Annotated in this window: 9 protein-coding genes and 1 tRNA gene; 9 read left to right on the top strand and 1 reads right to left on the bottom strand. The window is 59.9% G+C overall.

Annotation, left to right across the window (positions count from 1 at the left end; translation table 11 throughout):
• The first annotated feature begins 156 nt into the window (after window positions 1-156).
• From B7Y43_RS06035 to B7Y43_RS06050, 4 genes are all read left to right on the top strand, one after another.
• Window positions 157-1,563 (top strand): EAL domain-containing protein, encoded by a 1,407-nt coding sequence (locus B7Y43_RS06035; RefSeq protein ID WP_374130719.1) that lies wholly within the window; start codon window positions 157-159, stop codon window positions 1,561-1,563.
• A 100-nt stretch (window positions 1,564-1,663) separates the two neighbouring features.
• Window positions 1,664-4,162 (top strand): ATP-binding protein, encoded by a 2,499-nt coding sequence (locus tag B7Y43_RS06040; RefSeq protein ID WP_374130720.1) that lies wholly within the window; start codon window positions 1,664-1,666, stop codon window positions 4,160-4,162.
• A 65-nt stretch (window positions 4,163-4,227) separates the two neighbouring features.
• Window positions 4,228-4,620 (top strand): response regulator, encoded by a 393-nt coding sequence (locus B7Y43_RS06045; RefSeq protein WP_374130721.1) that lies wholly within the window; start codon window positions 4,228-4,230, stop codon window positions 4,618-4,620.
• A gap of 150 nt (window positions 4,621-4,770) precedes the next feature.
• Window positions 4,771-5,769, top strand: coding sequence for an AraC family transcriptional regulator (locus tag B7Y43_RS06050; protein ID WP_374130722.1), 999 nt, complete (start codon window positions 4,771-4,773; stop codon window positions 5,767-5,769).
• Between the two features lie 116 nt (window positions 5,770-5,885).
• Here B7Y43_RS06050 and B7Y43_RS06055 read toward each other — a convergent pair.
• Window positions 5,886-5,959, bottom strand: a tRNA-Cys gene (locus B7Y43_RS06055).
• A gap of 511 nt (window positions 5,960-6,470) precedes the next feature.
• Between B7Y43_RS06055 and B7Y43_RS06060 the strand changes: the two genes are divergently transcribed.
• The 5 genes from B7Y43_RS06060 (at window position 6,471) to B7Y43_RS06080 (ending at window position 13,811) form a co-directional block, all read left to right on the top strand.
• A complete protein-coding gene (locus B7Y43_RS06060; RefSeq protein WP_374130833.1) occupies window positions 6,471-7,100 on the top strand; it encodes a protein-L-isoaspartate O-methyltransferase in 630 nt (209 codons plus the stop codon).
• Between the two features lie 38 nt (window positions 7,101-7,138).
• A complete protein-coding gene (locus B7Y43_RS06065; protein WP_374130723.1) occupies window positions 7,139-8,626 on the top strand; it encodes a TolC family outer membrane protein in 1,488 nt (495 codons plus the stop codon).
• A gap of 30 nt (window positions 8,627-8,656) precedes the next feature.
• Window positions 8,657-9,166, top strand: a complete 510-nt coding sequence (locus B7Y43_RS06070) for a DUF2497 domain-containing protein (RefSeq protein ID WP_374130724.1) — start codon at window positions 8,657-8,659, stop codon at window positions 9,164-9,166.
• A gap of 68 nt (window positions 9,167-9,234) precedes the next feature.
• Window positions 9,235-12,351, top strand: coding sequence for a valine--tRNA ligase (locus B7Y43_RS06075; RefSeq protein WP_374130725.1), 3,117 nt, complete (start codon window positions 9,235-9,237; stop codon window positions 12,349-12,351).
• Window positions 12,352-12,353: 2 nt separating this feature from the next.
• Entirely contained in the window at window positions 12,354-13,811 is a 1,458-nt protein-coding gene (locus B7Y43_RS06080; RefSeq protein ID WP_374130726.1) for an MATE family efflux transporter, read from the top strand.
• Window positions 13,812-13,832: the final 21 nt, after the last annotated feature.

Genomic DNA, 13,832 nt, shown 5'->3' on the forward strand with positions numbered 1-13,832 from the left:
TAAAACTTTTTTAACCATGATGCAATGCGACGGTGCCAAAGCGCGGAGATCGCTGAACGGCTTTGGCGCCCGAAAGCGGCGCTTAACCTTTCTTTCAAGGCTGAGCCGTACAACCCAAGGTGAATGATGCGTGCTGCTGATCATGGCCTCGGTCACATGGATGACCGCCTCACGCGACGATCGCTTTTTGCGTCCGCCTCCGCGTCTGGGCTCGCTGCGTCGGGCGATATTGGGCTGCAGCTCGATATGCCGTTCATTGTCAAAAGCTTGCCGCCTGCCCTGGACGACTTGGCTGCCGATTTGTCGGACGCTTTACCGATGATCGCCCCTTGGCGGTTCCTGTGTTTTGCAGAAATCATGAACTTCGTGCCCTTGCGGCGGCATCTTGGTGCGCCGCGTGCGGATTGCCTGATCATGGATGTTGCCGATCGGGTTTCTGAACATCTGCCTGACGCGCGCCTGGCGGTAGTTGGCAGAACCACGCTGGAATTTGGCTTCGGCGGCGACGATATTCAGGATGTCCAGGACGCTTTTGATCGATTGCAGCACGTCTTTGCCGAAGCCATTGATCTGGACGGTGAACCGCACCGGATCGAACTGGTCCTTGGTGGTGCCGCAGCACCGATTGCAACGGCTGAAGATGTTCGGCTGGTCGAAGAGGCCGAACAGGCGCTGGCTGAGGCGCGCCATGATAACCGAATGACGATCCGCGATCTCTCGCTTGGGACCCCTGCCTTTGATCGTGTCAGCCTGGTTCGCGACCTCAAACAAGCCGTCGATCGCGGTGAGATGTTCCTGCAATATCAGCCCAAGGTCCATTTGCGTCGGCAGGAAATATCCAGTGCCGAAGCGCTGGTGCGCTGGCAGCATCCCGTGCGCGGTTTGATTTTGCCCGGGGACTTCATCCCAGCGGCGGAGGAATCCAACGCGATCGGCCCGTTGACGCTTTGGACGCTTGATCAGGTCATTGCGGATCAAAAGATGCTGGCCGCCGCCGGGCATGATCTGTTGCTCTTCATCAATATCTCCGGCCAGCTGCTCTGCGATTCCACCTTTGTGGCGCGCGCCTGCCAGATGGTGCAGTCGGGCGGCGCGCGTATCGGCTTTGAAATTACCGAGACATCGGTGATTCGGGATCCTGAGACCGCCATCGCGCATCTTCAGGTATTTGCCGAAACCGGCATCACGTTGGCGATTGACGATTATGGCGCAGGGCTCTCCTCGCTCGCCTATCTCAAACAGCTGCCTGCTAAAGAATTGAAGATCGACAAGCTGTTCGTCACCCAGTTGACGAGCAGCAACCGCGATCCCCTGATCGTGCGATCGACCATTGATCTGGCGCATGCGCTGGACATGGAAGTAACTGCAGAGGGCGTTGAAACCCAGGCGGCAATGGCCCTGCTGAGCGTGATGGGATGCGATATGGTCCAGGGCTTCTTGATCAGCCGGCCAATCTCCATCGATGCCTTTCAGCAGTTTCTGGAAGAGGAGCGGCACTTGATTGCGGCAGCAGATCCGCGCGCTTCCTTCTTTCGCCCGGCGAGTTTTTGGAAGAGTGCCTGAATTAGGCGGCCTTAGGTTTCGTTTAACGGCTTTGAGCGATAACGGCCCGATGATTGGGGTTCGACTTGGGCGCGGCGAATCCGCAAATCGGCTGCGCATCATGCTTTGCCATGGTTTGCTGGTGCTCGCTGCGCTGCTGACATCCGTGATGGCACCTGCGTCCGCGTCTACATTGACCGCCTCACCGGTTGCGACAGCGCTCCTAGGTGCCGCCAAGGATGAGATGCGGGGCGATCCAGCAGCAGCACTCGTTAAGGCCCAAAAGGCTGAGAAACTGCTTTTGGCGACCCCTGCTGATGAACGCCGGGTGCTTGGTCTTGCTGAATCCCGTTGGCTGCAGGGGGAGGCGCATCTTCGCCTAAACGATGTGGATCGAGCAGAGCCTCTGATCGAAATGGCACTTGCCGCGATCGTCGGTGAGCGCAAATCGACAAAATTGCATGCCGATATTCTGGTTTCGCGCGGACAATTAGACACTTTACGCGCCAAGGTCGGCAGCGCGCTTGCTGACTTTCAAACCGCCCACAATATCTTCCGCGAGCTTGGCGAAACGCGCAGTCAGGCGATTGCCTTGCAGCAGATCGCTTCGCTCTATCGCGAGGCTGACGATTTCGAAACGGCAATGAAATATGATTCCCAATCAGCGGAAATCTACAAGGGCGATGCCGGGCTTGAAGTGTCGAACTTCAACAATCGCGGCAATTATCTCGTGCAAAATGGTCGCTATGCCGAGGCGATCGCTGAATATCGTCGCGGGCTTGCCATCGTTCGCAAGCTGAAAAGCGTTGCGCAGCAAACCTTCTTTCTCCGCAACATCGCGCGTACCCAGCTAAAGGCCAATCAACTCGATGAGGCTGATAAAACCATCGCGCTTGGCCTGCGGCTGACGTCAAAGGGGGAGGGCAAGGCCAGGCTTGATCAAATGTTGGCGATTGCAGCCCAGGCGGCATTACAGCGCGGGCAATTGGGCAAGGCCGCTGATCTCGTCTCGCATACTTTTACTGGCGTAAACCTCGCGGAAACCAGTCTTTCTTTTCGCGATGCCCATGAAACGGCGTATCTCACCTATAGCAAAATGGGGCGTGCCGCCTTGGCCCTGGTTCATCTCGAAGCGCTGAAGCGGCTCGATGACCAAACCGCCAAACTCGCTGCGTCGACCAACACGGCATTGATGGCCGCGCGATTTGACGATGCGAACAAAGACGCAAAGATTGCGATGCTAAAGGCAAGCGAAGCGATGCAAAGCGTCGCTTTCGAAAAAGCGCGGGCGCGCCAGCAGCGGATTGTCTTTATCGGCATCGTGCTGGCGTCTTCGGTTGGCGTGGCGATGCTGATCTTTGGGTTGGTGACCATTAGACGTAGCCGTAACGAGGTGCGGGCCGCCAACGTCGATCTCGGTGCCAGCAATGTCGCGCTTGAAAAGGCGCTGGCTGCCAAAACCGAATTTCTGGCGACCACAAGCCATGAAATTCGCACCCCGCTCAATGGCATTCTGGGGATGACTCAGGTGATGCTGGCCGATCAGGAACTGGCACCGGCTACCCGCGATCGGTTGAGCGTCGTGCAGGGCGCAGGGCTGACGATGCGGGCGCTGGTCGACGATATTCTTGACGTCGCCAAGATGGAAACGGGCAATCTGACGCTAGAGGCGGTGCCGATGGACCTGCGCGTCACGTTGCGGGAAGTATCGCGCTTGTGGGAAGAACAGGCGCGCGCGCGCGGGATCGCCTTCATGGTCGAACTCGATCGCTGTCCAGCGATGATAGTTGGGGATGCCGCGCGGGTACGCCAGATTGTTTTCAATCTGCTGTCGAATGCGCTGAAATTCACCAGCGAAGGATCCGTTACATTGCGCGCCGAGGCGACCGAGGATGGCCGGCTCTCCATTGCCGTCAGCGATACCGGTATTGGCATCCCGGCCGACAAGCTGGAGGTAATCTTTGAATCGTTCCGTCAGGTCGATGCTGGCACCACGCGCAAATTTGGTGGGACCGGGCTTGGCCTGTCAATTTGTCGCAATCTTGCGCGGGCAATGGATGGAGAGGTGCAGGTTACGAGCGTCGCGGGTGAGGGGTCTACCTTCGCCGTATCGCTGCCGCTCATCCTCGCCGAAGTGACAGCTGACGATGGTGGCGAAATGCCTGGGCCTGCATTGCTGATTGTCGATCGCAACCCGATTTCGCGCAGCATGTTGCGCGCTTTGCTGGCCCCGCGCGCGGGCGAGGTGGCGTTTGCTGCATCGGCGGACGAGGCGGTAAGGTTGATTTCGGCCCAGGCACCAAAACAGGTCTTGATCGACGATGCGACGATCCGCGCTGAACCGGATATGGATCGGGCATTGCGCCTGGTCGCTGCGGTGGCCCTGGTGAAGGGCACGCAAGCCGCATTGCTTTGGCCATCGCCCGATGACGCCGAACGCACGCGGCTCGAATCGACTGGGCTCGCCTTGGTTATCGCCAAGCCGATTGGCGGCGATGCGCTGGTGGAGCTGCTCTATCCCCAGTCTGGACAATTATCTGGACAATTGCCCGGACAATATGTGTTTGATGAGGGTTCTGACGCTGCCGTTACGCAATGCCTTGTATCGCGTTCGGCTTGACGCGATATGGCATCTGACATGATCGATACTCTCAAAATTGATGGTTTTGCCGCGAGCACGCGGTCGTGAACGTGCTGTTCGTCGAAGACGATCCGATGAACCGGCGCGTTGTCAAAGACATGCTCGACGTGGCGGGGGCGACCATGACGGGCGCGCCCAGCGCTGAAGAAGGTTTGCAACTGATCGATGCGCATGATTATGACATTGTGCTGATGGATTTGCGGATGCCCGGCATGGATGGAATGACGGCGATTCGCCATATTCGGGCCCGTACCGACGCCAAAGCGGGCTTGCCCGTGATTGTCGTCACAGCCGACACGGCAGTCGATCTGCGCGACCGTTGCCTGCGCGACGGCGCCGATGAAGTGCTGTTCAAGCCGGTGGCGATGGACTCCCTGTTTGATGCCATCGGTCGCTTGTTAGCGCGCGGTGCCCAGGGTGGCGGCGCTATCCGCTAATTGCCGAAATTATTGCATTATTGCTGCAAACTGCGGCTTAGGTGCCTTATCGTCTTGCGATAGTGCTTCCGTGGGAGCACCTAGTTTCGGTGACAGCAGACTTGTGTCTATGTGTCATCGTCTAGAAAGATTTGTGTAAGGAGTAATATCATGGCCGAACGAATGCTCGATCGGTTGTTGATGACATTGGATGTTGCCGTCGATGCTTTTGCGATTTGCGAAGTTGATCGTGGCATTCAACTCGTTGCACGCCCCGGTGATGAAATAGAAGTTCATTACATCCTATCAGGAACGATGCATCTGATGGTGCCCGGGCAACCATCCATTATTTGTGGGCCTGGTAGCGTTGTCTTGGTGCCGCCACATATGGCTCAAACTATTGGTGCGGATGATTGCCCCGGTCGGCAATTGGTCGCGATGGATCATTGTTCGCAGTCAAATAACGGCATGGTAAGATTTGACGCTACTGGCGGCGGTGACGGTGATTTGCGCTTTATTTGCGGGCTCATCACCGCCAATATTTCTGGTTCATTTGGTTTACTTGATACAGTTCGCAAGCCAATCGTTGAAGATTTGGCGGCGGAGCCTATCGTCAATGCAAGCTATGGGCTGATGGCGGCGGAATTGGCGCAGCCCGATCTTGGCTCGCGCGCGCTGACCGGTGCGTTGATGAAAGCCTGTCTTTTGTTGCTTCTCCGCAAACATTTCAGCCGCAGCGAACACGAAACCAGCCTCCTCAGCACGCTACGAGACCCCAGGTTAGGCAAAGCAGTGACGGCGGTGCTCGATAAGCCTGCATCGCGTCATAGCGTCGCAGCGCTGGCGTCAACCGCTGGGATGAGCCGATCGGCGTTTGCGCGGGAGTTTTCGCACGCCTTTGCAATGAGCCCGATGGAGTTTGTCGCAAAGACGCGGTTGCACCATGCAGCCGAGCTACTGCGATCCACCAATATGCCAGTCAAGGTTATCGCGGCGCATATCGGCTTTTCCAGCCGGAGCCATTTTAGCCGGGCCTTCCGCGATGGCTATGGGACTGATCCCAGTTCCTACCGCCGCGCAATCGCACAGGGTGCACGTCGTGCGACAACGCGACGGCGCGAGCCGATGTCCGAAACTATGGCGCGGCACGGGGATCTCGCGCAGGCCTGATTCTTCCTTAGCAGGTATCGGCTTTGCGCTGCTTGCCAATCCACGCCAGCCGGCGCTGCTTGGCGGCCGCGCAGCCAATTTGCGCGAGCGCCAGTCACGACGGATAACAAAAAGGATGGAGGCCCGACCGGGAATCGAACCCGGGTGCAAGGATTTGCAGTCCTCTGCGTCACCACTCCGCCATCGGGCCAAGGCGGCGCGTTTGCTGGGTTTTTGCGACGCCGTCAACATCGGGTTTTCGCGCCAACCCTTGGAAAGTCGATGATCATGCTTTGTTCTGCAGCTCTTCGGCTGCCGATCGCCCGGCAATCCAGACAATCAGGCGACCGAAGCAAGCAATGTTCGGAGAAATCCAATTGTAAAACTTCCCACAAAACACTGTAAAATCATAGACAAATTCGGCCAGAATGGGCATTGGCACTTTTGTGTCTGATCCGAAACGTTCAAAAATCGCTGTCTATGCGCGGGGCCTTTTTTTCTGGGTTGCCGTCATTGCGCCGACAAGGTTGCTTCTGTGCCAATGATTAAGGGCCAATGATTAGGGGCGGCCAACCGTGTTCGAGTAAAATTCCACTCCGGCTTGGCGGTAGCGCTCGCCCGATATACAAGCCGGTCAGCGGCGAAGGTGTGTTGCATATATAAAACGGTTGTGCCAAGGGGGTTGTGTGGTGACGATAGCTGATCAGGGCCAGTTTGCGGCGATGCGCCAGGCAATGGTGTCGAACCAGCTTCGCACCAATTCGGTCAGCGATGCGCGGCTGGTGTCGGCGATGGGCCGGGTACCGCGCGAAGCCTATCTACCGGAAACAATTGCGGGCCTGGCTTATCGTGATACCGCGCTGCCACTCGGCGCTGGCCGCGCGGCGAATGTGCTGATCGCGACGGGGCGATTGCTGAATGAAGCGGCGGTTAGCCCGAGCGATCGGGTGCTGCTGATCGGCGCAGCAGGCGGTTATACAGCCGCTGTGCTCGCTGAAATCGCGGCCTTCGTCGTCGCAGTTGAATGCGATCCGGCATTGATGGCGATTGCGCGACGGGCTTTGGAAGGCAATGCCCGCGTTCAGCTCATCGACGGGCCACTTGAGCGTGGTTATGCCGATGGCGCTCCTTATGATGTGCTGGTTGTTGATGGCGCAGTGCCCAAATTGCCGCAGACGTTGATCGATCAATTGGCAATTGGTGGGCGCGCGGTGAGCGGCATTATCGATCGCGGTGTGACTAGGCTTGCCATGGGCCAGCGCAGTGCCGGAGGCTTTGGGCTGATCGATTTCGCGGATATTGATTGCGTCGCCTTGCCAGGCTTCGCCGTTCCCCAGGATTTTGTTTTTTGAGGAAGCCTCTCGTTATGGTCTCTCTGCCTTATGTTTCTATGGTCAAGTCTCGGATTTTGGCGGGGGTGGCGCTGATTGCGCTGGCGATGCCAGCGTCTGCTGAAACGCTGCGAGAGGCGCTTGTTGAGGCATATAAGACGAACCCGACCCTTGCCGCGCAGCGTGACAATGTTCGGGCGCTCGACGAAAATGTACCGCTTGCACGTGCCCCCGGTTTGCCGGCTGTTCAGCTCCAAAGCACTTACAGCGAAAACTTCGTTACGTCCGTCTCCAGCTTTACCGCGCCGTCGAGATTGACCAACACGCAGGGCAGCTTCACCGTCCCGGTTTATGCCGGTGGAGCGATCAAGAATGCTATTGCGGCGGCCAATACCCGGGTGGAAGGGGGACGGGCGTCGCTCAGGGGGACCGAAGCTGATCTCTTCACCAGCGTGGTTGGCGCCTATATGGATGTGATCCGCGACGAATCCGTCGTACGGCTCAACCAGCAAAATGCCAGTGTCCTCGAAGTCAATTTGCAGGCGTCCAAGGACCGCTTCCAGGTCGGCGACCTGACCCGCACCGATGTCGCCCAGTCGGACGCGCGACTGGCGCTGGCGCGCAGCCAGCTGCAAAGTGCCGAGGCGCGGCTGATCTCCAGTCGTGAATCCTACATTCGTTTGGTCGGATCGCCCCCCGGAACGCTTCAGACGCCGCCGCCCTTGCCCAGTTTACCGAGCGATCCCGATATGGCGGTTGAAATCGCGCTGGCTGACAACCCGACGTTGCTCGCCGCCAAGAAAGCCCGCGATGCGACCAAATATGATATTCGTGTTGCCAAATCTGAACGGCTGCCGCGCGTGGATGCCTTTGTCCAAGGGACATATACCAATTTTCTAGGCACGCTTGGTGCCGGCATCTCAGGGGTTTCATTCCCGCAGTTTGACCGTACGGCTCAGCTTGGCCTGCGGATGACATTGCCGCTTTATCAGGGCGGCGGCCCGGCTGCGCGCGTCCGTCAGGCACAGGCGCGGCGCAGCCAAGCGCTTGAACAGCTCACCGAAGCAGAGCGCGGTGTTGTTGCGCAGGTTCGATCGGCCTTTGCCGTTTGGCAGTCGTCGCTTGAAGTCATCAAGTCAGCCGAGATCGCAGTAGAGGCCAATAAGCTCGCGCTGGAAGGCGTGAAGGCGGAAAACAGCGTCGGCAACCGCACGATCCTGGAAATTCTGAACGCCGAACAGGAATTGCTCAATTCGCGCGTCACCTTGGTGACGGCGCAGCGCGATGCCTATGTTGCTGGGTTCGCGCTGCTCGCCGCGACGGGGCATGCAGAGGCGAAGGATCTGGGGCTTGATGCAGGCCCGCTTTATGACCCGGTCGCCAATTACGATCGCGTCCATAATAGCTTGTTGGACTGGACATATGGTCGCCCGGCAGAAGCTGTCTCGACCAGCACGGCGAAGACCCCCGCACAAACCGCAATTGTCGCACCCACGGTTGACAGTGCCACCCCTAATCCCGCAGGTACGGCTCCAAAGGATCGTTAACGGCGATTACTGAGGCAAGGGACGGCAATCATGGGGGACATTAGCGCCGAACCGTCGATGGAAGACATTCTTTCCTCCATCAAGCGGATCATTGCGGAAGATGGCGACAATGGCGGCGCCGTGCGATCGCGTCGTGCGCCCCGTAACCCGCCGCAGCCCGCGCCAGCAGTTGCATCGCCGCTGTCGTCGCGGGCCCGGTTGGCCGATCCTGCGGACATTCTGGAACTCAGCAATCCGGTGACCGATGATGCTGAGGATGACGCTACGTTGATCGAACGCGTGGAGGCTGCCTTGTCGACCGATTCGATTCTGTCTGAAAGTGCGGCCCAGGCAAGCCGTGGATCGCTGGATACGCTGTCGCGTTTGGTCGTAAAGCCTGTTGCGGCTGCCGCACCCGAAGCCCCGGCCCCTGAAACGCTGGAAGGCCTTGTCCGCGAAATGTTGCGGCCGATGCTGCGGGAATGGCTCGATGCCAAGCTGCCCGGCATGGTTGAAGAGATGGTCGCCCGCGAAATCGCGCGCATTACCCGGGGCCGCTGAGCGCTCCCGTCTGACGCAGCGCAGCATCAGGCTAGCGAAGCGCGCCACTGCCAGTTAAGGGCAGGGGCATGAGCGAGCTTCCCAAGACATTCGACCCCGCCGAAATCGAGCAACGCTGGTACGCGCATTGGGAGGAGAACGGCCTGTTCCATCCCGACCGGCCGGGTGCGGAACGGTGGACGATCGTCAACCCGCCACCCAATGTGACGGGATCGCTGCATATCGGCCATGCGCTGGACAACACGCTGCAGGATATTCTCACGCGGCATGCCCGGCTGCAGGGCAAGGATGCGCTGTGGGTGGTCGGCACCGATCATGCCGGCATCGCGACGCAGATGGTGGTCGAGCGGCAGCTCGCCGCCAAACAGGACAAGCGCACCAATTACACGCGCGAGGCGTTCGTCGAAAAAGTCTGGGACTGGAAGCGTGAGAGCGGCGGGGAGATTACCGGCCAGCTGCGGCGGCTCGGTTGCTCGATGGCGTGGGACTACCGTGCAAACGAGCGCGGACTGGATGGTAAGTATCAGGGTCAATTTACGATGGACCCGCATTTCAGCAAAGCTGTGATCAAGGTCTTCGTGGATCTCTACAACACGAAGAAGGAAGACGGCACCCGCCTGCTCTACCGCGACAAGCGATTGGTGAACTGGGACCCGGGCCTCGGCACCGCGATCAGCGATCTTGAGGTCGAGACGCACGAGGTAAAGGGCAGCTTCTGGCACTTCCGCTATCCGCTCGCGAATGGCGTGACTTTGCCCGACGGCACCGGTCATCTGGTGGTGGCGACGACGCGGCCCGAGACGATGCTGGCCGATATGCGCGTTGCCGTGAACGCCGTGGATGAGCGTTATCAGTCAGTGATCGGTAAATTCGTGATCCAGCCGATTACCGGGCGATTGCTGGAAATCGTGGCGGACGATCATGCCGATCCGGCGCTTGGTTCGGGCGTGGTGAAGATCACGCCGGGCCACGACTTCAACGATTTCGAGGTTGGCAAGCGCGCCGGGATTAAGGCGGGCGACATGCTCAACATGTTCGATGCCAAGGCGAATGTCGTGCAGTGCGGCGATATCCCGGATGCCTTTATCGGCCTCCACCGCTTCAAGAAAGACGGCATCCCCGGCGCGCGCGAAATGGCGGTCGCGTGGATGAAGGAGCATGGCTTCCTCGTCCCGCACATCGACAAGGAAGGGGTGGAGCACGACGCCGAACCCCGCACGATCCAGACGCCGTTTGGGGATCGCTCGAACGTGGTGATCGAGCCGTGGCTGACCGACCAATGGTATGTCGACGCGGCGACCTTGGCGAAGGCCCCGATCGAGGCGGTCCGCTCAGGCGCGATCGAGATCGTGCCCAAGAGCTGGGAAAAGACATTCTTCAACTGGATGGAAAATATCCAGCCCTGGTGTGTGAGCCGGCAATTGTGGTGGGGGCACCGGATTCCGGTTTGGTATGGGCCAGACGAAACATGCTTTGTAGCAGAGACCAAGGAACAAGCCGGTCGACTTGCCCTAGGTCATTACTTATCCGAAGATGGCATTGATCTCGAAATTGATTTTATCGAACCAGAAGACTCTCGATTGGGTAATCGGGTCGTTGGCAGAGTTGGCCCCGGCGAGGATATTGGCGGTCGTCAAAGCAATGTAAGGACATTATTTCTTCGCCGCGACCCAGACGTCCTCGACACCTGGTTCTCCTCCGCGCTCTGGCCGTTTGCGACGATGGGGTGGCCGGGTGATGGCGGCACAAGCCCCTCCCCTTCAGGGGAGGGGTTGGGGGTGGGGGTGGGGACTGTCAGTCTCACCGAGACCGACGCGCTTGGGGACAGCCCCCACCCCAACCCCTCCCCTGAAGGGGAGGGGCTTAAGAGCCTCAACGGCCGCTACCCCAACGATGTGCTGATCTCCGGCTTCGACATCCTGTTTTTCTGGGATGCACGGATGATGATGCAGGGGATGCACTTCATGGGCGATGTGCCCTTCCGCAAACTCTATCTGCACGGGCTGGTGCGCGCGGCGGATGGGCAGAAAATGTCCAAGTCCAAGGGCAATACCGTTGATCCGCTCGGCCTGATCGACAAATATGGCGCGGACGCCCTGCGCTTCTTCATGGCGGCGATGGAGAGCCAGGGCCGCGACATCAAGATGGATGAGAAGCGCGTCGAGGGCTATCGCAACTTCGCGACGAAGCTGTGGAACGCCGCGCGGTTCGCGCAGGGCAACGGCATTGTCGCGAGCACATCGCCCGTGGCGCCGGTGTCTACGCTGGCGGTCAACAAATGGATCATCGGCGAGACGATCCGCGCGGTGCAAGCGGTGGATGCCGCGCTCGCTGACCTGCGCTTCGACGGCGCGGCGAATGCGATCTATCAGTTCGTCTGGAGCCAGTTTTGCGACTGGTATCTGGAGCTGATCAAGCCGATTTTGACTCCTAACCCCTCCCCTTCAGGGGAGGGGCAGGGGGTGGGGGCTGTCAGTCTCACCGAGACCGACGAGGCTGAGGATAGCCCCCACCCTAACCCCTCCCCTGAAGGGGAGGGGCTTAGCCACGCCGACGAGACGCGCGCGGTCGCGGGCTGGGTGCTCGACCAGATTTTGGTCGTGCTCCACCCGTTCATGCCCTTCATCACCGAAGAGCTGTGGTCGAAAATGGGCGCGCGCGATGGCGAGCTGATTGTGGCGCAATGGCCGGTGGTCGAAGCGAGCGCGATCGATGCCGAGGCGAGCAAGGAGATCGACTGGCTGGTCAAGCTGGTGAGCGAAATTCGGGCCGCGCGCAATGAGCTGACGATCGCGCCGGGCACGCGGATGGCGATGCACGTGCGCGATGCGTCTTCAGATACGCAGGCACGGCTTGAGAAGCAGGGGGCGGCATTGGCGCGCTTGGCGCGCGTAGATAGCGTGATCGGGCAAGCCCCCGCTGGCGGTGCGGCGCAAATTGTTGTCGATGAAGCGACGTTCGTCCTCCCACTCGAAGGCGTGATCGATCTGGACGCCGAACGCGCGCGGCTGACCAAGGGCATCGCTGCTGCCGAAAAGGAACGCGACTCCCTCGCCGCCCGCCTTAACAACCCCAGTTTCGTTGAACGCGCCAAGCCCGAGGCGATCGAGAAGGCGCGGGCTGACCATGCCGAGAAGTCTGCTGAGGCCGAGCGGTTGACGGCGGCTTTGGCGCGGTTGGGGTAAGAATGGCTAAACCTCCCGCCCGCCCAGGCCAACGCGATCTCACCACTGGACCGATCGGCAAGACATTGCTCGTGTTCGCGCTGCCGACGCTGGCGTCGAACATCCTGCAATCGCTGAATGGATCAATCAACGCGGTCTGGGTCGGGCGGTATCTGGGCGAAAGTGCGCTCGCGGCGACGTCCAATGCCAACAACATCATGTTCCTGATGTTCGCTGCGGTGTTCGGCTTCGGCATGGCCGCGACGATCCTGGTCGGGCAGAGTTTTGGCCGCCGCGATATCGATGGCGCGCGGCGCGCGTTCGGATCGGCAGTCGGGCTGATTTTCTGGTCGTCAATTGTGGTGGCCGGGCTCGGCTGGATCTTCGCACCGCAGATCCTCCATTTGCTGGCGACGCCCGGGGAGGCGATGCCGCTGGCGCTGACTTATCTAAGGATCATCTTCCTGTCGCTGCCGTCGTCGATGCTGATGGTGCTGATGATGATGGGGCTGCGCGGCACCGGCGATGCGATGACGCCGTTATGGTTCGGGATGCTGGCATCGGTACTCGACGTGATCCTCAACCCGCTGCTGATCGCCGGGTTAGGGCCGTTTCCGCAAATGGGGATTGCCGGATCGGCGACCGCGACGCTGATCGCCAATGTCGTCGCAGTGGCGGGGCTGGTAGGCTATATCTATTGGAAGGACCTTACGCTGCGGCTGCGCGGGCCGGAACTTGGCTATCTTTTCCCGAGCCGTGAGGTGGTCTGGGCGATCGTCACCAAGGGCGTGCCGATCGGCGCGCAAATGATCGTCATCGCGCTCGCCGGGCTCACGATGTTGGGGCTGGTCAATCGGGAAGGCGTGGATACCACCGCGGCATTCGGCGTGACGCTGCAGCTCTGGGCTTATGTGCAGATGCCCGCCATGGCAGTGGGGGCTGCGGTGAGTGCGATGGCGGCGCAGAATATCGGCGCAGACAAATGGGACCGTGTCGAATCGACGACGCGCTGGGGGCTGTTGTTCTCAACCGCGATCACCGCGACAATGGTCGTGGCGTTGCTAGTGTTTGACCGGCCCGTGATGGCGCTGTTCCTGGGCGACGAGAGCCCCGCGCTGCCGATTGCGCAGCATATCCAGTTGCTGGCGACCTGGAATTTCGTGCTGTTCGGGATGACGATGGTGTTTTTTGGCGTGGTGCGCGCGAACGGCGCGGTGCTGGGGCCGCTGATCATCCTGTTCGTGGCGATGTTCCCGGTGCGGATCGGCTTTGCGACGGCGCTGAAGCCGATGCTGGGCGTCGATGCGCTGTGGCTGTCCTTCCCGCTCGGCTCGATCGCGACCTTTGCGATGGCAGCGCTATTCTATCGCTATGGGACATGGCGCAAGGGCAGGCTGGTGGTGCCGCCCCCGCATCATGCAGCGCAGGCGCACGCGCAAGCGGTGGGCGAACCGGCAGCGACGTTGCACCCGGCGGGCTAGCAGCCAGCGAGCATGATTGGC

Source organism: Sphingomonas sp. 28-62-20, from assembly GCF_002281505.1.

What these genes read in the sequence shown, in the direction of transcription:
- B7Y43_RS06035 (WP_374130719.1), top strand. Translation starts at nt 157, where the DNA reads ATGGATGACCGCCTCACGCGACGATCGCTTTTTGCGTCCGCCTCCGCG.
- B7Y43_RS06040 (WP_374130720.1), top strand. Translation starts at nt 1,664, where the DNA reads ATGCTTTGCCATGGTTTGCTGGTGCTCGCTGCGCTGCTGACATCCGTG.
- B7Y43_RS06050 (WP_374130722.1), top strand. Translation starts at nt 4,771, where the DNA reads ATGGCCGAACGAATGCTCGATCGGTTGTTGATGACATTGGATGTTGCC.
- B7Y43_RS06060 (WP_374130833.1), top strand. Translation starts at nt 6,471, where the DNA reads ATGCGCCAGGCAATGGTGTCGAACCAGCTTCGCACCAATTCGGTCAGC.
- B7Y43_RS06065 (WP_374130723.1), top strand. Translation starts at nt 7,139, where the DNA reads ATGGTCAAGTCTCGGATTTTGGCGGGGGTGGCGCTGATTGCGCTGGCG.
- B7Y43_RS06070 (WP_374130724.1), top strand. Translation starts at nt 8,657, where the DNA reads ATGGGGGACATTAGCGCCGAACCGTCGATGGAAGACATTCTTTCCTCC.
- B7Y43_RS06075 (WP_374130725.1), top strand. Translation starts at nt 9,235, where the DNA reads ATGAGCGAGCTTCCCAAGACATTCGACCCCGCCGAAATCGAGCAACGC.
- B7Y43_RS06080 (WP_374130726.1), top strand. Translation starts at nt 12,354, where the DNA reads ATGGCTAAACCTCCCGCCCGCCCAGGCCAACGCGATCTCACCACTGGA.